Below are 21481 nucleotides of genomic sequence, written 5' to 3' on the forward strand. Positions count from 1 at the left end.
CACCTCGAAGTGCGCAAGAAACGGTGGACGGTCCGGCGAGCCGGGCGGGGACGGGCGGCGAGGATGCTCGCCGGTAGCCGAGTGCTCAGCTGCTCTCGGTCACGGGTGCGCCGGCGACGCGGCGACCGATCGGGGACCAGATTCGGCGGCCGCATCGTCTGTTCATCGCAACACTCCCTGAACGCCACCGCGGCGCCGTCGCTGCGGTGTCCCGCCTCGCGGTGGCGGCCGACGAGATGTCCGGGCGTCCTGCGATCCCTCGAACAGTAACACGGTTTCTCTAGGCGTTGAGGCCGTTCGGTCTCACATTTTTCCCGGAATCGGGCGAGGAAAGATCAGGTGGTGCAACGCAATCGGAGACCTGCGGCAATATTGCGAAACCGCATGGTCTCAGAGTTTGTCGGAATGTTGCTGCACCGCGGTCCGGTCGCCGGCCGGATCGATGAAGGCCAGGGCGGTCGGGACGAGGACCTCGAGCAGATCGGTCAGCGGCGGGCGAGGGTCGGCCAGCAGCCATTCCTGGACGACGCCGTTGCTGGCGCCGATCAGTGCCGCCGCCGCCAACTGCACGGTGCCGCGCGAGCGGCGGCCGCGACCCGCGACGGGGGCCGCGGCCATCGTCAGCAGGTGGGCCCACATCCGGCGGCGTTCGCGGCGGTGCTGCTCGACCCGGTCGCTGACGCCGACCGACTCGATCAGCGTCAGTTTCGGCCGATACGGATCGCCGGTGAACGACATCAGATAGGCGGTGAACACCGCCGTGACCGCGGCGTGCGGATCGGGATTCTCGCCCAGGGCCGCCAGCGCGCGGGTGACCGCGGCGGCAGCCTCGTCCTGGATCCGGTCGTAAGCGGCGATCAGCACATCTTCGCGGGTCTGGAACACCTCGTAGAACTGGCGTTTCGACAATCCGGCGGCCGCGCAGACATCGGCCAGCGAGCATCGGGAGTAGCCGCGCTCCGCGAACAGGCGGATCGCGGCGGTCACGAAACGCTGCTCACGCTCGGCGCGCCGATCGGCGACCGACCGGCCACCGTATTGCCTGCCACCGGAAGTCACAGATGTCACCGGCCCACCGTAACCGCATCCGGTGGGCCGCACCGCCGTTCACCGACCACGGCGGTCAGGCCGCGGGCGATACCGCCAGCCGGCGTCCGGACACCCGGCCCGCCGCGAGTTCGGCGAGGCCGCCGGGAATGTCGTCGAAGCCGATCGTCCGTACCGCGATGGTCGGCTCGCCGGTGGCGATCATGTTCAGCACCGCCTCGACGTCGGCGGGGTTGCCCAGGGGAGTGGACCCGGCCAGGGTCGCCCGGCGGGCGACGAGATCGTTCGTGGTGAAGGTGACCTCGGGTGTGCCGAGTCCGACGAGCACCACCGGGCCGCCGCTGCGCACCGGGTCACGGTACGCCGGTGGGTGTCCCGCCACAGCCCGATCGGCGGATGACATTACTTGTCACGCCTCACCGGAGTCGGTGTGCGCCAAGATGTTCCGACGACCGCGCGGACGTCAGTGCGCGAGTGCGCCGAGCGCCTCGTCGGCGTGGATGTTCATGTTCAGCTCGCTGTGGATGGCCGCGACGATGCGCTGATCGGCGCCGATGACGAAGGTGCCGCGCTTGGCCGGGATGCCCGGGATGCGGCGCTTGAGGCCGTAGGCGCGCGCGACGGTCGAATCGGTGTCGGCGAGCAGCGGGTAGCCGAGGCTGTGGGTGTCGTCGAACCGCTTCTGCTTGTCGACGTCGTCGGCGCTGATGCCCAGGATGGCGGCGCCGCGCTCGGCGAATTCGCCGACGATGTCACGGAAGTGACAGGCCTCCCGCGTGCATCCGGGACTCAGTGCGGCCGGGTAGAAGAACAGCACCACCGGACCCTTGGTCAGTAGCTCGCTCAGCCGAACGGATTCGCCGCGCTGGTCGAGCAACTCGAAGTCGGGTGCCTGGTCGCCCACTTGCAACATCTCGAATTCTCCTGTGGTATGGCTGAATTGGTGTCGCACCGGCCACCGGCAGCGGCCGGACCGCTGTGGGTGGCATAGTTGATCTCCCTGCCGATGCCGGATCCGGATCGGCCCGCATCAATTAATGCACTACTATGGTGCATCAATTACTCGGAGTTGGCAATGGGAGCATCGACACCACGGCGTGGCCGCCGCCGCGACCCCTCGATCGATACCCGCGTACTCCAGGCCGCCGTCGAGGAGCTGGCCGAGCGCGGGATCGCCGGGTTCGCCACCAACAGCGTCGCCGCGCGGGCGGGCATCGACAAGCGCGGCATCTACACCCGCTGGCCCGATCGCGACCAACTCGTCGTCGACGCCCTCGGCACGCTGGCCGCCGGTCTGATCGTGCCCGGCACCGGCACGCTGCGCACGGATCTGCGTGCCCTCATGCCCGCCGTGGCCGCGGTGTTCACCAGCCCCCGGATCGAGATCCTGCAACGGTGTATGCAGGAGGCCCAGGACTATCCGGCCATCTACGCCGCGTTCCGCCGCGACTCGATCGATCGGTGCATGGCCGTCGTCGAGGAGGTCTTCCGGGCCGCGCAGCGTCGCGGCGAGATCGCCGCCACGCTCGATCCGGCACTGGCCGCCGAGGCCTTCACCGGCATGATCCTCGCCCGCGCCGGATTCACCGGACCGGCCGCCGTCCTCGACCCCCGGGCGCAGGAGGCCGTCATCGAATTCATGGTCGGCGCCTTCGGTTCCGGCGTCTGAAGCCGAGCGCGCCCCGCCCCGCTACGCTGTGCGCCGTGCGAGATTTCGGGGCGGGCTTCACCTACCTGCTGAACGGTCAGCGGTGGATGGCCCGGCATGCCCGCGACTACCGATTCGGCCTGCTGCCCGGCGTTTTCACCCTGCTGCTGTATCTGGCCACCCTGGCCGCCCTCATCACCTGGGGCTACGACCTGTCCACGGCCCTGACGACCTTCGCCGGCCACTGGCCCAGCCCGTGGCCGGGCCTGATCCGCGGGTTGCTCACGGTCCTGATCTTCGTCCTGTTCCTGTCCCTGGCCGTGGCCTGCTTCACCGCGGTGACCCTGCTGCTCGGCCAGCCCGTCTACGAAACGCTGTCGGCGCGGGTGGACCGCTCGGTCGCGCCGGACGGCACCGCCCCCGAATCCGATCTGCCGCTGTGGCGGCAACTGTGGATCTCCGCCCGCGACAGCCTGCGAATCCTGGTCCGCACCGCCCTGTGGGGCATCCTGCTGTTCGCCCTGGGCTTCCTGCCGGTGGTCGGTCAGACCGTCGTTCCCGTGGCCGCAATCCTGGTCACCGGATTCTTCCTGACCGAGGAACTGACCGCGATCGCCCTGCAACGCCGCTCGATCGCCCTCCGAGACCGACTGACCCTCCTGCGTTCCCGCAAAGCCCTGGTCTGGGGCTTCGGCGCCCCCCTGGCCGCCGCCTTCCTCATCCCGTTCGTCGCCGTCCTCCTCATGCCGGGCGCGGTCGCCGGCGCCACCCTCCTGGCCCGAGATCTACTCGCCGAGGACGATATTCGCGAGGCCGCCGACGGACGGGCTGCCGCGGATCCGGCTGGGGAACCGACGGCTTAGGGTGGGGTGGTGTTGGTGCAGCCGGGGGATCGGTTCGGCGGGTTCGTTGTTCGGGCGTTACTGGGGGCCGGGGGTAGTGGTGAGGTGTATCTCGCCGAGGAGGTGGCGCGGGGGCGGGTGGTGTCGCTGAAGGTGCTCGGGGCGGAGGAGAGTGGGTCGGCGGCGGGGCGGGCCCGGTTCCTGCACGAGTTCGAGATCGCTGCGGGACTGGATCATCCGGATATCGTGCGGGTGTGGGGGCATGGGGAAGTCGCGGGGCGGCTGTGGCTGGCGGCGGAGTATGTGGAGGGGGTGGCGGCTTCGGCACTGGCTCCCGCGTTGCACGACAGCCGGGATTTGGCGGTGGTGCTGAAGGTGCTCGCCGATATCGCCGATGCGCTGGACTATCTGCACGGGCGGGGTGTGCTGCACCTGGATGTCAAACCGGCGAATATGCTTGTGCACCAGACAGATCCGGCGTCGGTGAAGTTGACGGACTTCGGGTCGGCGCGGCGGTTCGACGAGCCGTCGGGGGTGCGGGACGGGTTCGTCGTCGCCTCGGTTCCGTACGCGGCGCCGGAATTGTTGCGCGGTGGGCGGCTGGGGCCGGCGACCGATCAGTACGCGCTGGCGTGCTCGGCGGTGGAGCTGCTCTCCGGGCGACCGCCGTTTCCGGGGTCGAGCCGGTACGCGATCGCGCGGGCCCAGGTGTCCGCCGAGCCGCCGGACGTGTCGCGGCGGCAGCATTGGATTCCGCATGCGGTCGCCTCCATTCTGGACAAATCGCTCGCGAAGGATTCGCGGGCCCGGTACGGGTCCTGTGCGGAACCGATTCGGTTGATCGGCCACGCATTACGCGATATCGATCCGTCCGGATAAGGGTGGTCCGGGAGGCCGGGCTGTGTGCCGGTGGGGGGCGGACCGGCCGTTAGAATTGGCCCGCAGGATTCGGTGTCCGCGGGTGCGAGGGGGGTAGGGCTGGTGGTCGAGGTGGGACCGGGCGGCGCTGTGCGGATCACCGGATTTCCGATGTCCGAGGTGAGTTCGAGGCGCGACCTGTGGTCCGGCGCCGACATCTCCGACGACCGGATCCGGGCGCTGGCCCTCGGTGCGTACTACTGCCGCAGTTGGCGGGCCTACAACGACACGGTCGCCTTCGCGCCGGACCTGCCCGGCAGCTCGGAGACCCGGCGCGAGGCGACCATCGAGGCCCTGCACGAGGCCTGGGGCGTCGACAACGCCGAGGACGCCCGCGACACCATCCGGCGGCTGCTCGCGGGTATGCACGCGCCGCTGTTCACGCTGATCCATCCGCTGGCGGTGACCGCGGCGGGGGAGTCCTACATTCCCGGCCGGCCCGGACTGGCCGCGGGGCATCGGGAATTCCTCCAGATCCTGTCCCAGTTCCGGGGCTACGAGGGTGCGGCCGGACTCGACCGGGACTACGACGCGTGGTTGCAGGCCCTCAAACTCGGCATCGTCGAGGGTTTGCCGCAGCCGCTGAACACCGATGCCACCGCGTGGGATCTGGCCCGGGTGGTGTTCATCGCCCGCTCCGCGCACACCGCGGGCTATCTCGCCGAGGACGAAGCGTGGGAACATATGCTCACCGGACTCGCCATCGCGCAGGAGCACTACCGCAATTGGCGGCAGTTCGTCTCGGGCTTCCTGACCGGAGCGATCTTCTGGGCGGCGACCCGGGATCTGGCCGCCGCGCGGGAACAGGTGGGTGAGCGCCGGGACATGATGCTCGGCTTGTACACCCGGCCGTCGAGCCCGTGGCGACGGGTCGCGCTGCATCCGGGCACTCCGATCTTCGGAGCGTCCGAGCCGTAGTCAGCTCGTCGTGGCCAGCAGGATGCCGGCGGCCTGGCGCTGGAACGGCTCGTCCTCGACCATGCCGAGGCGGCGGTGTTCCACCAGCAGTTGCCATTCGGCGAACAGATCCGCCGAGGACGGCCGCGCCGCGACGACCGATCCGTCGACGTGCTGGACCTCGCAGGCCAGCCGCAGCGCCTCGGCGAACCGCGCGAAATCCATTGGTACCCAGTCGATGAACTCGAGGACGGTGGAGTGGGCCCGGACCCGCAGGGTCGCCACCACACCGGGCGCTGGCGGATCCACCACCTCCGCGCGGTCCAGCGCCGCGACCGGCAGTTCGTGAACCGTTGCGGCGCTGACGAACAGCAACCGCACGGTGGTGATCGCGATCAGGCCCGGCATACCGGCATAGCCGGCCTGCGCCAGCTCCAGCACGTACTCGTCCGGCCGCGCGATGGTCTGCACGGCGGTGATCTCGCGCAGCGTATGGGCCGTGGAACGCATGCGCTGCGCGGCCCAGGTGACGTCCCGCCGCATCGGGCCGTGCGGTGAGGGCTCCAGCGGCGGTGGCGTGAAATCCGGCCGCGACGGCGAGAAGCGCTGGGCGTCCAGCAGTTCCCGCTCGACGGCCCGCACTAGTTCGGCGGCCTGCTCCCGCACCTCCGGCTCCAGGAACAGTGGCACCGGATGATGCTCGGTGGCAACCCCGTTCACCACGAACTCCGGCGACCGGAAGAACAACAGCACCGCGATGCGCCCGTCGTCGGTGGTGGCGAGCCGGGCCCGGCGCAACTCGGAGACGGGCACATCGAGCGCCGTATCGTCGTCGGCCTGCAACGGCTGGGTGACCAGCCGCCCCGCCCCGAACCGGATGATGTTCCGCCGCCCCCACACCTCGAGCATGATCCAGCCCCCCTGCCCGGCCACTCGGCCGCGTCGAACAGCAGCCTACCCATCGGCCCGCTCGATGCGGGCCGCCTCCTTGTATTCGGTGTGGTTGTACGGCGTGTGCGAAATCGGGAGCGGCGGAGAAGATGGTGGACCCGACCTTGTGGGATTCGATCCGGCCACGGTAGGGCTCCGGGAGGAAATCCAGGATGCGGCCCGGCCGCGTAGTCGCTGGTCCGTCCGAACAGAAGCGCAACGGTTCGCGGGTGATTCGCGAAATACTCGTAGCACCGAGGGAAGAGGGAATCCCATGAAGCGGATCGCCGGAGTATCGATCGCGGCTGTGGCGCTGGCATTGCTGACGGCGTGTCAGGACGAGACGAGTGTGCCGAAGTCGGCGGGGTCGGCGTCGGCGACGACCGTGGCGGCGAGCGCGGCGCCGACGAGTGCCGTCGTGCGGACGCCGGGTTCGACACCGGCCCGGGCCGGTGCGCCCGCCACCGCGGGCAACGGGAAATGTGTGGATCTGACATCACCGGTGGTGACCGCCGCGCTGGGCAAGATCGGCGAGAGTGTCGGCGGGCGCGGGTTTCTCGCGTCCAGCGGGACCGACGCGCCTGTCGGTTCGTGTCCGGCGCTGCTGTGGGTGCTGGCCGATACGGAGGGCGGGACGGCCAGTTCGCCGTGGCACGTCCTGCTGTTCGATCACGCGGGATTCCTGGGGACCGCGACCAAGCACTGGACGGCCTATACGCAGGTGGTCGGGTCGTCTGATCGCAGTGTCCGGGTCCAGTACCGATGGCTGGGGGCCAGCGACCCCAGTTGCTGTCCGACGGGTGGTCCGGTGGTCGTGACGCTCACCCTGGGGGCGGACGGTCATACGATCACCCCGGACCGGGACTTTCCGCCCGAGGTCCTCGATCCGAAGTAGCGCCGCGCCGGTATCGGGTCAGCGGGTGCGGCGGTGCCGGAGGACGACGGCGCCGATGATGAGCGCGTCGAGGACGATGATGAGGACCGACCAGGCCGGATCGTAGATCCGCCACGACAGATTCGCGGCGATGGCCACCACGGCCACGACGATCGCCGTCGCGTGTGCCCAGGTGCGGCCGGTGCACAGGGCCGCGGCCGCCGCGACCAGCAGCGCGCCGAGGAGGATGTGCGCGATCCCCCAGCCGGTGGTGTCCCACTGACCGGTGGTGGTGATCGCGGAGATGCCCTCGAGGGTCTGTGCCACACCGATGATGCCCAGCAGGGTCACCGCGGCGATCGTGGCGGCGGCCGCCTGGAAGTCGGACCGGATGCGTTCGGAGACAGTCGGATCGGCGGGTGCCAGGACGTCGGCGTCGAGTTCGGCGGGGAGTCCGGCGTCGGGCGTGGTGGGATGGACCGGTGTGGGGATGAGCGAACCGGCGATGCTGTCCGGCATGGAAGCCTCCTGGGTGTGGGCTGCGAGTAGTGACGAACTACCCGTCCTGCGCGGCCCGACACGGCTTCCGCCCCTCGGGGAATTCCGCGGTCCCCGAATTGATCTCGCTCATCGGATACTCGGTCACGGAGAGCGACCTGTGGCGAGAAGGAGTCCCGTGATGACCGATCCGAAGCTCGAGCTGGGCGTCTACCGGTACGAGCACACCGAACCGCTGTTCGACGGGCGGGTCACCATCGATGGCGTCGACGTCACCCTGGACACCTCGCCGCTGATCCGGCGGCTGTTCGTGGATTACGAAGCGGTGGAACGGGATTACTACCGCCGCACCGGCATCTTCCCGATGATGCACGTGGTCGCGATCCGTCGGGAACTGGCCGGGACGCCCGGCCTGGCGGAGGCGATCTACCGCGCGTTCTGCGAGGCCAAGGACATTGTGCAGGAGCACTATCGGGCCAATGCGGCGAAGCGGCACATGGCCGTGATCACCCCCTGGTTCAGCGCGCTGTTCGCGGAGAACCGCGCGCTGCTGGGCGAGGACTGGTGGCCCTACGGCCTCGAGGCCAACCGCAAGGCCGTCGACACCTTCCTGCGCTACCACCACGAGCAGGGACTGTCCCGGCGGCTGCTCACCGCCGAGGACATCTTCGTCACCATCCGCTGACCAGCGCCCTCGCAGGCCGCCGACATCGGGTGTTGCCGGTGTGTTTGCCGTGCGGAAGTCGGGGAACATCGCACACACAATGTCCGGCGACCGGCGCACGGAACAGCGAGGAGGCGCGATATCCATGACCGCAGCTCTGAGAGAACCGGCCGCCTCGCCGCTGCTCGTCGCCGCGCCGCCGCAGCCGGTCGGCGCCGCCGTGGTCGAGAAGCGGGCGATACGCGGTGAGGTGGTCTGGTACGACGAGGCCAAAGGGTTCGGATTCGTGGCGCCGGTCGACGGCGGTGCGGCGGTGTTCGTCCGCCACACCGCCCTCGGCACACCGGGCTACCGGCTGCTGACCGCCGGACAGCGGATCACCTACACGACCTGCGAGACCAGGCACGGCCTCGAGGCCGCGCAGGTCGAACTCGTACCTCCGCCGGACGGCACGGTCCCGGGCGGGGACATCCGCGAACCGTGAATCGCCTACCGAAGGGTCCCGTCGCATGTTGCTCGTCGGTGCGATCGTTGTTTTCGCCGGTCTCGCGGGCCGGGAGCCGCTGCTCGTCGCGGTCGGTGCGGGAGTCATGGCGGGTGAGCCGGTCTTCACCGCGGTGAACCGCCGGACGTCCTGATCACGCGGTATCGAGGGCCGACCGGCAATCCGCGGGCACAGCCGCGATGAACCCTGGTGCCGGTCCTGCGGCGTTCGGCTGGTCGGCGGCTGGGGGTGTTGTCGAGTGCGGAGAGGCAGAAGTGCCAGAGGCGAATTCGCGCTCGGGTAACGCTACGGGGCGTTCAGGTAGGCCAGGACGGCGAGCACCCGGCGGTGCCCGCCGTCGCTGGGCGGCAGATCGAGTTTCAGGAAGATGTTACCGATGTGCTTGCTGACGGCACGTTCGGTGACGAACAACGTCTGTGCGATGCTCGCGTTGTCGTGCCCCTCGGCCATGAGTTCCAGGACCTCGCGTTCGCGTGCGGTCAGCGCGTCGATTGGTGAGTTGCGCCGGCGGGTGAGCAGTTCGCCGACCACTTCGGGATCCAGGGCGGTGCCGCCGGCGGCGACCCGGTGCAGGGCGTCGAGAAATTCGTCGACCCGGCCGACCCGGTCCTTGAGCAGGTAGCCGATCCCGCCGGCGCCGCCGCCGAGAAGCTCTGTGGCATAAGACTGTTCGACGTACTGGGACAGCACCAGGATCGGCAGGCCGGGTATCTTCGCGCGGGCCTCCAGGGCGGCGCGCAGGCCCTCGTCCCGGAAGGCGGGCGGCATCCGCACATCGAGTACGGCGATGTCGGGGCGGTGGGTGAGCAGGGCGGGCACGACCTCCGGTCCGGTGCCGGCGACCGCCACCACCTCGTGCCCGGCCGACGACAGCAGCAGGACCAGTCCCTCCCGCAGCAGGGCGTTGTCCTCGGCGATCACCACACGCACGGCAACTCCGCTTCCACGCAGGTCGGGCCCCCGTCGGGGCTGGTCAGGACGAAGGTGCCGTCGAGGGCGGCGACCCGGCGCTGCATACCGAGCAGTCCGGTGCCGCCGGCCTCTCCCGCCGCCGGAAGCCGGGCCCCGCCCCGGCCCGGGTCGCGGACCCGCACCCGTACCCCGGTGGCCGTCCGGGCCAGCGACACCTCGGCCCGTTCCGCGCCACTGTGTTTCGCCGCGTTCGTGAGTGCCTCGGCCACCACGTGGTACGCCGCCGCTTCGACCGCGGCGGGGGCGCGGACCGGCTCGTCGAGCCCCTCGGTGTCCACCGATACGGACAGTCCGCTGCCGGCCGCGAGTGCTCGCACCGCCCCGGACAGCCCGCGGTCGGTGAGGATGGGCGGGTGGATGCCGCGCACCACGTGCCGTAGTTCGGTCAGCGCCTGCTCGGCCTGGTCCTGTGCCTGGTCCAGCAGGATCCGCGCGGTGGCGGGGTCGGTGTCCTGGACCCGCCGGGCCATCCCGATCCGCATCGACAACGCCACCAGCCGGGCCTGCGTACCGTCGTGGAGATCCCGCTCGATCCGGCGCAATTCGGTGGCATGAGCGGCGATCGCACCGGCCCGGGTGGCGGTGAGTTCCTCGACGCGGCCGGCCAGCCGCGCCTTCGGCGGCGGCCGCAACAGCGCCTGTGACCAGCGGGCGTCGAGGCCGGCGAGGCGGCCGATCAGCGGTAGGACCACTGCGGGCCGTCGGAACACCCCGCACCACAGACCGTCGGCGATCAGGCCGATCGGCCACAGCGGGACCGCGAGCACCGCCAGCCAGCCGTAGAGGTAGTAGGCGGTCAGCCACCGCAGATCGGCGTAGGTGCACGGGTCGTGGGCGACCGTGCGCAGACTCGCGCGCAAGGGCGGGGCGACCGGGCGATAGGCCTCCGCGATGTCGCGCCCGGTCCACGCCGCGGTCCGGCGCCGCTTGGCGCCGGCGAGGCGCCGGATCAGCAGCACCGTCTCCGGGACGATCCCGACACCGACGACCGTCACGGTGGCGACCACCGTCACCAGCAGCACCGTGACGAACAGGTAGCAGCCGAACGCCAGCGCGAGCGCTCGGGCCAACTGCACCGAGGCCCGCGCCGCTTGCCGCACAGTTGCCCGCATATCCCCAGCCTAGGGCTCGGCCGGGCCGTCCACCGGTGCGCTGGATGCACTCCGGGGGTGTAGCGGGCTACACCGTCGACTCGGGACCGCGGCCCCTCGTGGTGCGCGCCGGGCGGCGGCATCGTGGACCCGACACCGCATCCCGCTCCGGAAGTGCGGCACTTCGAAAGGAATCCGGTCATGAGCAACTCCCTCGCAGGGTCCGTCGGGCGGGTCGTGGGACCGCGCCCGCTCTTCGTCGCGGGCTTGGTGGCCTGCCTCGGATCCGGTGCGGTACCGCACGGCCCGATGCACGACGTCCTCACGTACGCCGGTGCGGGACTGTCGCTGGTGACGGGCCCGCTGGTGGCGCGGGTGGAGCCGGTGAAATCGTGGCTGGCCGCGCGGCCGGTGCTCTGGTTCCTCTGTCTGTTCAACGGTGCGGCGGCCGGGTTCGCGGCGTTGTTCCTGCACGGAATGCAGGCGATCACGGCCGCGGCCGGGATGGGTGTGGTGTCGGCCGTGTCGGCCGTGCGTCTGCTGCTGGCCCGGCGTATCGCCGCGCACTGACGACCCGGGGCGCCGAGAGATGGTCGGAGAAGACGAGTTTCGAGTCGTAGCGCAGCCGGCCGGGCACGCCGGTGCCGGCCTGGACACCGCCACCGCCGCCGAACTCGTCGACGTCGGCGAGATCCCCACCGCCGCCATGCTCGGCGACAGCTTCCCGCTCGAGGAATTCGAGCAGGCCTTCGAGTTGCTGACCCGCAAGACCGCAGGACGCGACTCGATCCGGGTCGCACTGCGATCGGAATGAGCGGACTCCGCCGGCCCGTCCGGTAGCCGGCGCCTCCATCCCGGTGCGCCGGCTGTGTCTGCCTCGTCCGGCTCGGATGTTATTGTTCGCCGATGGCGCAGAAGCGGGTTGTAGAAACCTATGACGATCTGACCGGTGATCGGATCGATATGAATCTCGTTCCCAATCCGACGATTTCGTTCTCGCTCGACGGTGTCGACTACGAGATCGATCTGGGTGCGAAGAACCGTGACAAATTCTATGAGCGGATCACGCCGTACGTGGAGGCGGGGCGCCGGGTGCGTGGCGGTCGCCGCACGGCGGGCGGCGGTGCGCGCGTGGCTCGGAGCAGCGCACATGCCGGCAGCGGCACAGGCAGCGGGCTGAGCAGGGACGAGACCGCGGCGATCCGGTTGTGGGCGCAGCAGAACGGCCGGACGGTCTCCACCCGGGGCCGGTTGCCCGCCGACCTGGTCAGCGCCTACCGCAGCGCCAAGCACTGACGACGCTGTCGCGACATCGCGCCGGGGGCGCCCCGCAGCGTCGCGACCGAATGAAGTGAGCGAAGGCGCCGGCGGTACTCCCGCCGGCGCCGAAGGTCACGTCCATGGATCGCGGAGGTGACGGCACGAGTACCGGCGAATGGAAATTCGACGATCCCGAAACGTGGCGGTGTTCGCGAATCGAAGGATAGTTTTCGCCGGCGAGTGGATCGCCTATGTCACACACGATGCCGACGCCGGCGCCCGGCAATTCCACACCGCGGAGCCGGAACAACCCTCCGACGACGACGCCGGTCTGTTTGCACTGGAAAATATCGTCGCCCGCTGCCGCTACGGTCGGCACCGCGGGTTCGACAGCAATTGCGCGACCGCTGGATCCGTCCCCTGCGCTCGGACGAGCCCGCCAGCAGCGCTGTGGTGCAGCCGGACTCGGACAGCAGGTCGAGGATCTCGACGACGTGGCGAGGGGATGCCAGTTCATCCAGCACCGAGTTGTCGTGATCGCCGTACATCCGGAACGAGTTCCGTACGGTTCGAGGCGTGAAACCCGGCGGGGCGATCATGTCGGTGGTGTGTGGCATGGTGCGGTGGCACAGGCACGGAACGCGATGTGGCAGGGGGAGTTCGGATGCAGGACGAGGCGCGCGTGGTGGAGCTGGCTCGGCGGTTGCGAGCGGCGGATACCGGTGGCTGGCGTGAGTCGGCGCTGCACGGGGTGATCGAGAGCCTCGGCCGGCCCTCGGGAGACGGTGACGGCGGACCGCTCTTGTCCGGCGCGGCGGATTCGCCCGGCGGGGCACCCCGGCTGCGTCCCGTGGGCCGCTTCGAGCAGGACTTCGTCCGGGACGGTGAAGAGTATGTGGGGCTGTCTGTGCCGGCGGTGCTCGCCGAGGACGGTGCCGTGGGTGAGGCTCGGGCGTTCCGGACGGTGGCAGAGGCCTTGATCGGGGAGTTCGGCACTGCGTCCGTCATGGGCGTGTACGGGAACCCCGGCCCCTTCTACGACATTGCGCCGAGGTGGGGCAGTCCGTTCCTGCGGTGGCGCGGCCCGGACGACACGCTCGAGCTGCACGCCGGTGAGCATGGTCCCGAACTGTTGCTCCAGCCGACCTACCCGGTGGAAGAGTGGTTCCTGCGGCAGGGGCACGGCGAGCCCTACGCCATCGGCGGCTTCTTCGGAGCCCGCGTCGACGACGTGGCCAACGAGGGGCTGAGCTTGCCGGGCGGTTGGCGTACCGGCGACTGGGATGTCTTCTCCCGCACTCTCGCCGACTTCCTCCGTCCCCTTCCGGCCGAGACATATGCCCTGGGCATCGAGCTGAATCCGGCCTTCCACGCACTGGTGCCCGGTACGGCCGGACCACTGCTGTTCGAACTCGTCTGCGGTGAACGGCTGGAGATCGTCTACGACACCGGCGGGCTCGGCGAGTACATCACCGATCCGCGCACCTTCGGCTGGACGCCGCAGTCCGAGCGCCGCACCGTGTTGACCCACTGGCTCGAATCCCCGTACCACTCAGGGGATTTCGGTATCGGGGAGGTCGACGGCCACGCGCTGGCGACGATGATCGTGGCCACCCTGCGCGATCTCGGTGTCGAATCCCCGAGGAGCCTCAGCCTGGCGGACCACTCGCAACGCGTCGGTCGCCACCACGTCGAATACTACGGTTTGACGCTGCGGGAGAACCCCTAGCGCGGACCTACCGGACACGATCTCCGGTAGTGTCGGCCGGGCTGGTCACGTTCTCGGTGGGCGGGCCCGCGTGGAGTCGATGCCGTATGCGACACAATCGAGAAGGAGTCAGCCGTGCAGTACACCCGCTTGGGGAACTCGGGACTGAAGGTGAGCCGGATCGCGTTGGGGTGCATGAGCTTCGGGGATCCGGCGAAGCGGATGCCGTGGGTGCTGGACGACGATGCGGCCGCGCCGATCTTCCGGCAGGCCGTGGAACTCGGGGTGACGTTCTGGGACACCGCGAACATCTACGCGCTGGGCACCTCCGAGGAAACCGTGGGCCGGGCGATGCGGACGTACACCACGCGTGAGGATGTGGTGCTGGCCACCAAGTTGTTCATGCCGATGCATCCGGGGCCGGGTGGGTCGGGGCTGTCGCGCAAAGCCGTGATGGAGCAGATCGACGCCTCGCTGCGGCGGCTGGGGACCGACTACGTGGACCTCTACCAGATTCATCGTTTCGACCCGCAGACGCCGGTCGAGGAGACGATGGAGGCGCTGCACGACGTGGTCAAGGCCGGTAAGGCCCGGTATATCGGCGCCTCGTCGATGTGGGCGTGGCGGTTCGCCACCATGCAGCACGCCGCGGACATCCATGGGTGGACCCGGTTCGTGTCCATGCAGGACCAGTACAGCCTGATCCACCGCGAGGAGGAGCGGGAGATGTTCGGGCTGCTCGCGGACCAGGGTGTGGGTTCGATCCCGTGGAGTCCGCTGGCCGGGGGTAAGGTCGCTCGTCCTTGGGGGGAGGGGTCGACTCCTCGCGCGCGGGTCAATCCGGAAACCGATCAGTACGGTCGGCCGCTGTTCCTGGATTCCGATCAGGCCATCGTCGCGGCCGTGCAGAAGATCGCCGATGCGCGCGGTGTCTCGATGGCGCAGATCGCGATGGCCTGGGTGCTGAAGAATCCGGTCATGTCCGCGCCGATTGTCGGCGCCACCAAGCCGCATCATCTGACCGATGCGGTCGCGGCGTTGGACATCGAACTGACCGAGGAGGAGATCCTCGCGCTCGAACAGCCCTACGTCCCGCGTCTGCCCACCTACTTCTGACCGGCCGCCCTACCGCATCGCGGCGCGCGCGGCGAGCAGGCGGATCAGCGTCGGCATGAGCAGCAGGACCAGCAGTAGCCGCAGGCTCTGCACGGTCGTGATGAGCGCGAGGTTGCCGTGGCCGGTCACGGCGGTGGCCAGGACCGCGTTGATGCCGCCCGGTGTGGTCGCCAGATAGGCCTCGCCGAAGGTGAGGCCGGCGACAGCCGCTGCGGCCCAGGACAATCCGGCGCACACGAGGCTGACCGTGACGATCGCGAGGCAGAGCCGGGGCAGGACCACGACGGCGCCGCGGATCGCCGACCGGGTGAATTGCAGGCCGACCTCGAGCCCGATCACCACGAAGAGGAGATCCTGTAGCGGGCCCGCCGGGGCGAATCCGGACCAGGTGTGGGTGAAGGTGACCACGACGGCGAGCGCCATCGGGCCCAGCAGCGTCGGGGCCGGCAGCCGGGCTCGCTGCCCGAGCCGGCTGCCCACGAGGCAGATCCCGGCCAGGATCAGGACCGACGAGATTCCTCGAGGCTGTTGCACCCAGTGATCGAAGGCGGGCGGGCCGGCGGGTGCGGGGTGGACGCCGCTGGTGGCCTGCATGATCAGCGGTGCGGTGAGCGCGATGAAAGCCACGCGCAGATATTGCGCGAACGCCACTCGGCGGGGGTCGGCGCCGAGATCGGCGGCGCACGAGATGACACCGGCCGAGCCGCCGGGAACCATGCCCAGGACGGCATCGGCCATAGGGACCTCCGTGGTCCGGGCCAGCCAATATGCGGCGGCGCCGCAGCAGGCGATGGTCGCGACGGTGACGGCGAGCAGCGGCAGGGTGGTCACGGTGAGCGACCGCAGGGCCTCGGGCTGGAGATGGCTGCCCATCACCACACCCATCAGGGCCTGCGCGGTCCGGCCCGCGCGCCGGGGCAGAGGTGACCGGACGACGCCGGCCAGCGCGAGGATGATGCCCGCTGCCAGTGGCACCGCCAGCGCCGCGGCGGGCACCCGGACCACTCTGCCCGCCTCGGCAAGGCCATAGCAACTCGCGACGAGAACGACCCAGCCCAGCATGCCGCGTGCGGCGACGAGGATCTCGCGCCGCGACCCCCGTGCCCCCGCCGCTCGCCGTCGCGTCGCGGCCGGTGAGAACCGACCGTGCCGCGGAATGCGAGGTGGCCGGTCGTCGGCGGCCATTGGTATCACCTCGTTCCAGGAGTCGCCGGGTCGGTGTCGGGCAGGTGGGCCGTCGGCAGGGCGGTGGTCCGATCATCGCGCAGTCGTCGGCGGCAGCGGTGTCACCCGCCGTGGTGTCGGGTAGCAAACTTCCGGCTCGTCGATCTGTATGCCACGGCCGGGACGCACATCGCGTTCCGGCTGCCGTCTGGACATGTGGATCCCGTCGCTGAGAAGGTCGACGAACAGCCGACCGGTCGTCTCGACGGTGTGTCCGGGCTCGGATCGTCGCGGTGCCCGGGTGCGGGCAGTTCACCGCCGACCGACCGTGTTCGTTGCGATTCCCACGACTTCCGCAGTACCGCAACGACTCCGGGCTGCGCTCGGACAGGACTCGTCGAGCGGACCCGACGGTACGGTATGCCGTCGTCGATGGCTGATCCGCGTCGGAGCTCACCCGCGATCGTGTTCCGCACCACGGCACACCGACTGCCCAACCGGCTCCCGCGTACGCGAGTGTGACGGTATGACCGCTGCACAGGTCATCCACGTCGGTGACCGCCACGGCAGCGGTCGCACGTGGCGTCGACTCGCGCCCGTGACACCGGCATTCCCCCGACGACGAGAGCATCGCCTGTGAATCTCACCAGTCATATCGTCCAGCGCATCCTGAAGCTGGACCCACCGCTGACTCGTGACCTGATCGTCCAGCGTGATCTGGTGGTGCCCATGCCCGACGGTGCCGAACTGCTGGCCGACCGGTGGGCGCCGCGACATGCCGGTGCGCCGCTGCCTACGGCGTTGATCCGCACCCCGTACGGTCGGCGGGGCGTCTACGGCGCATTGATCGCGCGGCCGCTGGCCGAACGCGGGTACCAAGTGGTGATCCAAAGTGTCCGTGGCACTTTCGGTTCGGGCGGCGACTTCGATCCGATGTGGCAGGAGCGCGCCGACGGCTCGGCCACCCTGCGATCCGTCCCGACGACCACCGGGAAATCCGCTGCCCCGCAGACTGCTTCGCTCCGGTGAGCCCGTGCCACTCCGCGGAACGGCAGATTGCGGCCGGCCCCGGCGGGCGATGAGGGTGAGGGCCGGGTTTCGATCCACGTCCGGCCAGGCAACGGCACGGGCATCACGGTTGAGGAGAAGACATGGGCGTCTTGCCGACTCGCGCGAAAGTCGCGGTGGCCACGATTATCTGCGTGAACACCGTCGCGTGTGGAATCACACTGGGCGGGAACGGGTTCGCGAATGCCGATCCCGTGCCGCCGCCGGATGCGTCGTCGGCCGCATCGGCACCGTACGACGATCCGTTCTACCGGCCTCCGGCCGACTTCGGCGCCGCGGCCCCCGGGACGATCCTTCGCTCCCGTCCGGTCACGCTGTCGTCGATCTCGTTGCTGGCAGACAAAGCCCAGGCGTGGCAGTTGCTCTATCGCACCACGAACAGCCAAGGACAGCCGATGGCGACCGTCACCACGGTGTTGCGCCCGATCGCGGGCCCGGTCCACGGCCTGGTCTCCTACCAGATTCCGGAGGACGCCTCGACCGCACAGTGCGCGCCGTCGCGCTTCCTCGGTACGGCCTCCGGACCGGTGGATACCGTCGGCTCGGCGATACTCGCCGTCGATATCGGTCCGCTCAACGCCGTCATCGCCGAGGGTTTCGCCTTGTCCGTACCCGATTACGAGGGCCCGGGCAGCGAATGGGGAGCGGCGAAACAGCCGGGATACGCCGTGCTGGACGGCATTCGAGCAGCCCAGAGCTTCGAATCACTGGGATTGTCCGGGACACGGACGCCGACGGCGATGTGGGGCTATTCCGGCGGATCGCTGGCATCCGGCTGGGCCGCCCAGCTGCAACCCGATTACGCCCCCGAACTCGCCATTCGCGCAACGGCGTTGGGTGGATTCCTCACCAACCCGGCACAGGCCGTCAGCAGAACCATCGGCACGGTATTCGCCGGCGTGCCGATTTCGGTGCTCCCCGGACTGGTCCGGTCCGAGCCCGCTCTGGTCGCCGCCTTCGACACGCACCTGACACCCAGTGGGAGGGCGCTGTTCGAGACAGCAGGTGCGCAGTGCGTGACCGCGAATATCACGTCCTATCCATCCGTCGATCTGAATGACCAGTTGGATATGCCGTTCCGGGATTTCATGGCCCTGCCCGATGTCCGGTCGGCGTTCGCGCAGCTGAATCTGGGCGGCAGCACGCCGGCGATCCCCTTGTTCGTCTACCACTCCGTCAACGACGAGATGGTTCCCGTCGAGGGCGTGGACGAGACGGTGGCGCACTACTGCGCGACCGGAGCGTCGGTGACCTACGTACGGGACCAGGCCAGCGAGCACGGACTGCTGGGGCTGACCGGCGCTCCTGCCGCGCTGAACTGGCTCACCGAACAACTCACCGGAGATCCGGTCCGCCCGCAGTGCACCACCCGAACCGTTGCCTCGGCGCTGGGTCTCGCCACGACCTCGCTGCCGCAGGCCACCCGTGACATTCTCGACGGCACCCGGGCGAGCGTCACCGCCCCGGTGCTGCCCGAGGGGTGATCGGCAGGTTGTCGGAGTAGTGGCGGACGGTGCGGGTGTGCCTGTGGCACAGGGCATTCCGCACCGTCCGCGTGGTCGGCAGCGTTGTCGCGGGGACGCCGAGTGACACACGAGGATCGCGTTCGGGCCGTTGCCCACCTGACCTGTTCCGATGAACCGGCTGTCACCGCGGCAGGCATCGAAACAACCGACACGGCGCGGCAGGCAATTGTGGCGCACGGACAATCGGTCTCCGCGCCAACTCCGACGGTTCTGTTCCGATGGCCGGCAGCCGTTCCACAACAACCATGCGTCACTATTTTCGCATCGCCGCATCCTGGCGACGGCCGGGTTCCTCGTATTTGTACGCACCACCACCGACGTGATTGTCACGGTGTGAGCGAGCCCGAATATTCTGATCTGCAAGGTAATACGAGATCCTTGCGCGCGAGAAATTCCGCCGCATCGGGGGCAGTCGTGCGGTACCGGATGCTGCCGGAGAATTTCCGGTGGCGCGTCACCGAAGCATTGCGCGTATTTGCAGCGCCCATGAACACCATTCGGCCACAACGTGTCCCGAGATGACGAGTCGGCGCATCCGCCGACGGTGGTCACCCCGATGCGGATGGCCGAGCCGGCGGGCACCACCGGTCGGCGGTCGGTCAGGTCCCGGTGAATTCGAACAGGCCCGGGACACCCGCGGATCCGGTGTCGACGCGCAGGATGTCGCCGTCGCGCCCGGTGTCGAAGGAATCCTTGCCGCGCAAGGGCATCCGGTTGTCCAAGCCTCCCGCCGACATCGAGGTCGCGGAGACCGTACCGCGTCGCGCCGTCAGCGCTGTCGTGCGGTGGTGACCGCGAATCCGGCGATCCACGCCGGGATCGCCTCGTAGAAGCGGTAATCCAGCGTGTAGTCGCCGGTCGCGGCGAGCGCCGCGTAGGCGGCGATCCAGGTGCGTACCTCGTGGGCGGACCCGCCGCCCTGCTCGGCCATGCCGTCGACGGTCCACGCGTCGAATGCGGTGAGTGCGCCGGTTTCGAGCAGGTCGAGCAACTGGTTGTCCCAGGCCGGGTTGATCGGGGTCATCGTCGATGTCCCGGCGACGTAGTCGCGGCCGGCCCGCACCACCCGATGTTCACCTCTGGCACGTTGTTCCGGGGTCGGCGGATGCCCTTCGATCAGGGCATCCGCGACCTTCGGCGGCGCGCCCTCCAGCACCGGGACCGGGGGTTCGTGGGACAGCCCTCCGGAGGCCAGATACAGTACCCGGCGGTCCAATTCGCCCGCGGCCGCACCGATCGCGGTGCCCAGCGCGCGGATGCGGGCGACCGGGCCGAGCGGGGTCGCGACGCCGTTGACGAACACCGGCACCACCGGCACCCGGTCGATCCCGCCGAACAGCATCTCCAGCGGCTGTGCGAAGCCGTGGTCCACGGTCATCCTGGACGAGATCGTCAGGTCGACACCGCGATCCAGGACGCCGCGGGCGATCGCCGCTGCCGCGGCGGTATCGACCGACAGCGGTCCTGCCGTGGTGCCGAAGTCGCCGACCGCGTGCGCGGCGGTGGCCAGGCAGAACGGCGGCATCTCCCGGTAGAAGAAGCCGTTGTAGTGGTCCGGTGCGAACAGTACGACCAGTTCCGGGTCGAAGTCGCGGATGAAATCCTTTGCGGTGGTGAGGGCTTCGTCGACCCGGGCCAGGACGTCGGGTTCCGGGTCGTTCTTGCCGATCAGCGGTGAATGGGACAGGCCCACGGCGGCGGCGGTCATCGGTTGCTCCTGGGACGAACGGGGGTGGTCACCGGTCGGTGTCGTCGGTGGGGTGGACGACGAGCTTGCCGGTGAGGCCCCCGTCGATCATCAGCTGGAAACCCTTGTGGATGTCGGACAGCGGCAACGTCCGATCGATCACCGGGCGTGCCCCGGTGGACTGCATCATGCGCAGCATCGCGACCAGTTCGCCGCGGGTGCATCCGGTGGAGCCGAGGACGCGCTGTTGCAGGTAGAAGATCCGGTTCAGGTCCGCGGGCGGCTGTCCGCCGGTGGTCGCGCCCGCGACCACGATCGCGCCGCCGGGCCGCAGCGATCGCAGCGAATGATCCCAGGTGGCCGCGCCGACGGTCTCGATCACCACATCGACCTTCTCCGGCAGCCGGTCGCCGGTCGGCAACGCGGCGTGGGCGCCCCAGGTCAAGGCCTGGGCGCGCTTGTCCGCGCTGCGGCTGGTCGCGTACACCACGGCGCCGGCCGCGGCGGCGAGCGTGATCGCCGCGGACGCCACCCCACCGCCCGCACCCTGCACGAGCACCCGGTCCCCGGCGCGAATCCCGGCCTTGGTGAACAACATTCGATACGCGGTCGTCCACGCCACCGGCAGGCACGCCGCCTCGTCGAAGGACAGCCAATCCGGTTTCGGCACCAGGTTGCGTTGTGGCACGGAGAGGTATTCGGCGAAGGTGCCGTCGTGGTGCTCGGACATCAGCGCCCGTTTCGGGTCCAGGGTCTCGTCACCGCCACCGGCGTCGGTGTCGGCGATGACCGGATGCACGATCACCGGATTGCCGTCGGCGTCGTATCCGGCGGCGTCGCAGCCGAGGGTGATCGGGATCCGGTCGGCCGGATGCCCGACGCCGCGGAGGGTCCACAGATCGTGCATGTTCAACGAGGTCGCCACGACCCGCACCAGCGTCCAGCCGGGCTGCGGCCGCGGTAGGGGGATGTCGTGGACCACCAGCCCCGACAGCGGATCGGTGGCGCTCTGGGATAGTGCCTGTGCAGCGAGCATGCCGTTCACGATGGCTTCCGGCCCGATATT

26 protein-coding genes are annotated in these 21481 nt (G+C 69.5%); 15 read left to right on the forward strand and 11 right to left on the reverse strand.

What is annotated here, in order from left to right; all coding sequences use genetic code 11:
- Positions 1-390: 390 nt before the first annotated feature.
- From LBW94_RS01545 to LBW94_RS01555, 3 genes are all read right to left on the reverse strand, one after another.
- Positions 391-1068, reverse strand: coding sequence for a TetR/AcrR family transcriptional regulator (locus LBW94_RS01545; protein WP_225055699.1), 678 nt, complete (start codon positions 1066-1068; stop codon positions 391-393).
- Positions 1069-1123: 55 nt separating this feature from the next.
- The gene (locus LBW94_RS01550) at positions 1124-1396 is read right to left on the reverse strand and encodes a hypothetical protein (RefSeq protein ID WP_225055697.1); all 273 of its coding nucleotides are present in this window, start codon (positions 1394-1396) and stop codon (positions 1124-1126) included.
- A gap of 114 nt (positions 1397-1510) precedes the next feature.
- Positions 1511-1957, reverse strand: coding sequence for a peroxiredoxin (locus LBW94_RS01555; RefSeq protein WP_225056196.1), 447 nt, complete (start codon positions 1955-1957; stop codon positions 1511-1513).
- 165 nt (positions 1958-2122) lie between these two features.
- Here LBW94_RS01555 and LBW94_RS01560 point away from each other — a divergent pair, with 165 nt between their 5' ends.
- The 4 genes from LBW94_RS01560 to LBW94_RS01575 all read left to right on the forward strand — a co-directional run bounded on the left by LBW94_RS01560 (position 2123) and on the right by LBW94_RS01575 (position 5373).
- Positions 2123-2716 carry a TetR/AcrR family transcriptional regulator gene (locus LBW94_RS01560; RefSeq protein ID WP_225055695.1) on the forward strand — a complete coding sequence of 198 codons (594 nt, stop codon included), beginning with the start codon at positions 2123-2125 and terminating at the stop codon, positions 2714-2716.
- A 35-nt stretch (positions 2717-2751) separates the two neighbouring features.
- Positions 2752-3558: an EI24 domain-containing protein gene (locus tag LBW94_RS01565; protein WP_225055693.1), complete on the forward strand. Its 807-nt coding sequence runs from the start codon at positions 2752-2754 to the stop codon at positions 3556-3558.
- A 9-nt stretch (positions 3559-3567) separates the two neighbouring features.
- Entirely contained in the window at positions 3568-4416 is an 849-nt protein-coding gene (locus tag LBW94_RS01570; RefSeq protein ID WP_225055691.1) for a serine/threonine-protein kinase, read from the forward strand.
- A 159-nt stretch (positions 4417-4575) separates the two neighbouring features.
- Positions 4576-5373, forward strand: coding sequence for a DUF1266 domain-containing protein (locus LBW94_RS01575; RefSeq protein ID WP_225055689.1), 798 nt, complete (start codon positions 4576-4578; stop codon positions 5371-5373).
- Here LBW94_RS01575 and LBW94_RS01580 read toward each other — a convergent pair whose 3' ends face one another.
- Entirely contained in the window at positions 5374-6285 is a 912-nt protein-coding gene (locus tag LBW94_RS01580; protein ID WP_225055688.1) for a hypothetical protein, read from the reverse strand.
- A gap of 271 nt (positions 6286-6556) precedes the next feature.
- Between LBW94_RS01580 and LBW94_RS01585 the strand changes: the two genes are divergently transcribed.
- The gene (locus LBW94_RS01585; protein WP_225055687.1) at positions 6557-7177 is read left to right on the forward strand and encodes an LppP/LprE family lipoprotein; all 621 of its coding nucleotides are present in this window, start codon (positions 6557-6559) and stop codon (positions 7175-7177) included.
- A gap of 18 nt (positions 7178-7195) precedes the next feature.
- Here LBW94_RS01585 and LBW94_RS01590 read toward each other — a convergent pair whose 3' ends face one another.
- The gene (locus LBW94_RS01590; RefSeq protein ID WP_225055686.1) at positions 7196-7675 is read right to left on the reverse strand and encodes a hypothetical protein; all 480 of its coding nucleotides are present in this window, start codon (positions 7673-7675) and stop codon (positions 7196-7198) included.
- A gap of 160 nt (positions 7676-7835) precedes the next feature.
- Between LBW94_RS01590 and LBW94_RS01595 the strand changes: the two genes are divergently transcribed.
- From LBW94_RS01595 to LBW94_RS01605, 3 genes are all read left to right on the forward strand, one after another.
- Positions 7836-8339, forward strand: a complete 504-nt coding sequence (locus LBW94_RS01595) for a hypothetical protein (RefSeq protein ID WP_225055684.1) — start codon at positions 7836-7838, stop codon at positions 8337-8339.
- A 124-nt stretch (positions 8340-8463) separates the two neighbouring features.
- Positions 8464-8802, forward strand: coding sequence for a cold-shock protein (locus tag LBW94_RS01600; protein ID WP_225055682.1), 339 nt, complete (start codon positions 8464-8466; stop codon positions 8800-8802).
- Between the two features lie 25 nt (positions 8803-8827).
- Positions 8828-8956: a hypothetical protein gene (locus LBW94_RS01605; RefSeq protein ID WP_255633888.1), complete on the forward strand. Its 129-nt coding sequence runs from the start codon at positions 8828-8830 to the stop codon at positions 8954-8956.
- Positions 8957-9108: 152 nt separating this feature from the next.
- On the opposite strand, the gene LBW94_RS01610 is transcribed toward LBW94_RS01605, so the two are convergent.
- Positions 9109-9753, reverse strand: coding sequence for a response regulator transcription factor (locus LBW94_RS01610; RefSeq protein WP_225055680.1), 645 nt, complete (start codon positions 9751-9753; stop codon positions 9109-9111).
- Positions 9741-10907, reverse strand: coding sequence for a sensor histidine kinase (locus LBW94_RS01615; RefSeq protein WP_225055678.1), 1167 nt, complete (start codon positions 10905-10907; stop codon positions 9741-9743). The genes LBW94_RS01610 and LBW94_RS01615 overlap by 13 nt, the downstream gene beginning before the upstream one ends.
- A gap of 180 nt (positions 10908-11087) precedes the next feature.
- On the opposite strand from LBW94_RS01615, the gene LBW94_RS01620 reads away from it, so the two are divergent.
- The 5 genes from LBW94_RS01620 to LBW94_RS01640 all read left to right on the forward strand — a co-directional run bounded on the left by LBW94_RS01620 (position 11088) and on the right by LBW94_RS01640 (position 14970).
- On the forward strand, positions 11088-11456 hold the full coding sequence (locus LBW94_RS01620) for a hypothetical protein (protein ID WP_225055676.1): 369 nt from the start codon (positions 11088-11090) through the stop codon (positions 11454-11456).
- A gap of 19 nt (positions 11457-11475) precedes the next feature.
- On the forward strand, positions 11476-11700 hold the full coding sequence (locus LBW94_RS01625) for a hypothetical protein (RefSeq protein ID WP_225055674.1): 225 nt from the start codon (positions 11476-11478) through the stop codon (positions 11698-11700).
- A 92-nt stretch (positions 11701-11792) separates the two neighbouring features.
- Positions 11793-12182 carry a histone-like nucleoid-structuring protein Lsr2 gene (locus LBW94_RS01630; protein ID WP_225055672.1) on the forward strand — a complete coding sequence of 130 codons (390 nt, stop codon included), beginning with the start codon at positions 11793-11795 and terminating at the stop codon, positions 12180-12182.
- 628 nt (positions 12183-12810) lie between these two features.
- Complete coding sequence (locus LBW94_RS01635) at positions 12811-13875, forward strand: hypothetical protein (RefSeq protein WP_225055670.1); 1065 nt, start codon at positions 12811-12813, stop codon at positions 13873-13875.
- Positions 13876-13989: 114 nt separating this feature from the next.
- Positions 13990-14970 carry an aldo/keto reductase gene (locus tag LBW94_RS01640; protein WP_225055668.1) on the forward strand — a complete coding sequence of 327 codons (981 nt, stop codon included), beginning with the start codon at positions 13990-13992 and terminating at the stop codon, positions 14968-14970.
- A 9-nt stretch (positions 14971-14979) separates the two neighbouring features.
- Here the strand turns inward: LBW94_RS01640 and LBW94_RS01645 are convergent, their stop codons facing one another.
- Positions 14980-16155 carry an AbrB family transcriptional regulator gene (locus tag LBW94_RS01645; RefSeq protein WP_225055666.1) on the reverse strand — a complete coding sequence of 392 codons (1176 nt, stop codon included), beginning with the start codon at positions 16153-16155 and terminating at the stop codon, positions 14980-14982.
- A gap of 615 nt (positions 16156-16770) precedes the next feature.
- On the opposite strand from LBW94_RS01645, the gene LBW94_RS01650 reads away from it, so the two are divergent.
- Both LBW94_RS01650 and LBW94_RS01655 read left to right on the forward strand, forming a co-directional pair.
- Positions 16771-17163 (forward strand): CocE/NonD family hydrolase, encoded by a 393-nt coding sequence (locus LBW94_RS01650; RefSeq protein WP_225055664.1) that lies wholly within the window; start codon positions 16771-16773, stop codon positions 17161-17163.
- A 122-nt stretch (positions 17164-17285) separates the two neighbouring features.
- Entirely contained in the window at positions 17286-18686 is a 1401-nt protein-coding gene (locus tag LBW94_RS01655) for a lipase family protein (protein ID WP_225055663.1), read from the forward strand.
- Positions 18687-19327: 641 nt separating this feature from the next.
- Here LBW94_RS01655 and LBW94_RS01660 read toward each other — a convergent pair.
- Genes LBW94_RS01660 through LBW94_RS01670 form a run of 3 tightly spaced genes read right to left on the reverse strand, consistent with a single transcriptional unit; the run spans position 19328 to position 21451 of the window.
- Complete coding sequence (locus LBW94_RS01660) at positions 19328-19465, reverse strand: hypothetical protein (protein WP_225055661.1); 138 nt, start codon at positions 19463-19465, stop codon at positions 19328-19330.
- A 32-nt stretch (positions 19466-19497) separates the two neighbouring features.
- On the reverse strand, positions 19498-20436 hold the full coding sequence (locus LBW94_RS01665) for a 3-carboxyethylcatechol 2,3-dioxygenase (RefSeq protein ID WP_225055659.1): 939 nt from the start codon (positions 20434-20436) through the stop codon (positions 19498-19500).
- 28 nt (positions 20437-20464) lie between these two features.
- Positions 20465-21451 (reverse strand): zinc-binding dehydrogenase, encoded by a 987-nt coding sequence (locus tag LBW94_RS01670; protein ID WP_225055657.1) that lies wholly within the window; start codon positions 21449-21451, stop codon positions 20465-20467.
- Positions 21452-21481: the final 30 nt, after the last annotated feature.

The organism is Nocardia sp. alder85J (assembly GCF_020176955.2).
Taxonomy (GTDB): Bacteria; Actinomycetota; Actinomycetes; order Mycobacteriales; family Mycobacteriaceae; genus Nocardia.

Bases quoted from the DNA above. Each gene is read 5' to 3' on its own strand.
- LBW94_RS01630 (WP_225055672.1), top strand. From the start codon at position 11,793: ATGGCGCAGAAGCGGGTTGTAGAAACCTATGACGATCTGACCGGTGAT.
- LBW94_RS01660 (WP_225055661.1), bottom strand. From the start codon at position 19,465: ATGTCGGCGGGAGGCTTGGACAACCGGATGCCCTTGCGCGGCAAGGAT.
- LBW94_RS01605 (WP_255633888.1), top strand. From the start codon at position 8,828: ATGTTGCTCGTCGGTGCGATCGTTGTTTTCGCCGGTCTCGCGGGCCGG.
- LBW94_RS01560 (WP_225055695.1), top strand. From the start codon at position 2,123: ATGGGAGCATCGACACCACGGCGTGGCCGCCGCCGCGACCCCTCGATC.
- LBW94_RS01590 (WP_225055686.1), bottom strand. From the start codon at position 7,675: ATGCCGGACAGCATCGCCGGTTCGCTCATCCCCACACCGGTCCATCCC.
- LBW94_RS01600 (WP_225055682.1), top strand. From the start codon at position 8,464: ATGACCGCAGCTCTGAGAGAACCGGCCGCCTCGCCGCTGCTCGTCGCC.
- LBW94_RS01645 (WP_225055666.1), bottom strand. From the start codon at position 16,155: ATGGCCGCCGACGACCGGCCACCTCGCATTCCGCGGCACGGTCGGTTC.
- LBW94_RS01620 (WP_225055676.1), top strand. From the start codon at position 11,088: ATGAGCAACTCCCTCGCAGGGTCCGTCGGGCGGGTCGTGGGACCGCGC.
- LBW94_RS01655 (WP_225055663.1), top strand. From the start codon at position 17,286: ATGGGCGTCTTGCCGACTCGCGCGAAAGTCGCGGTGGCCACGATTATC.
- LBW94_RS01625 (WP_225055674.1), top strand. From the start codon at position 11,476: ATGGTCGGAGAAGACGAGTTTCGAGTCGTAGCGCAGCCGGCCGGGCAC.
- LBW94_RS01670 (WP_225055657.1), bottom strand. From the start codon at position 21,451: ATGCTCGCTGCACAGGCACTATCCCAGAGCGCCACCGATCCGCTGTCG.
- LBW94_RS01635 (WP_225055670.1), top strand. From the start codon at position 12,811: ATGCAGGACGAGGCGCGCGTGGTGGAGCTGGCTCGGCGGTTGCGAGCG.
- LBW94_RS01615 (WP_225055678.1), bottom strand. From the start codon at position 10,907: ATGCGGGCAACTGTGCGGCAAGCGGCGCGGGCCTCGGTGCAGTTGGCC.
- LBW94_RS01665 (WP_225055659.1), bottom strand. From the start codon at position 20,436: ATGACCGCCGCCGCCGTGGGCCTGTCCCATTCACCGCTGATCGGCAAG.
- LBW94_RS01585 (WP_225055687.1), top strand. From the start codon at position 6,557: ATGAAGCGGATCGCCGGAGTATCGATCGCGGCTGTGGCGCTGGCATTG.
- LBW94_RS01595 (WP_225055684.1), top strand. From the start codon at position 7,836: ATGACCGATCCGAAGCTCGAGCTGGGCGTCTACCGGTACGAGCACACC.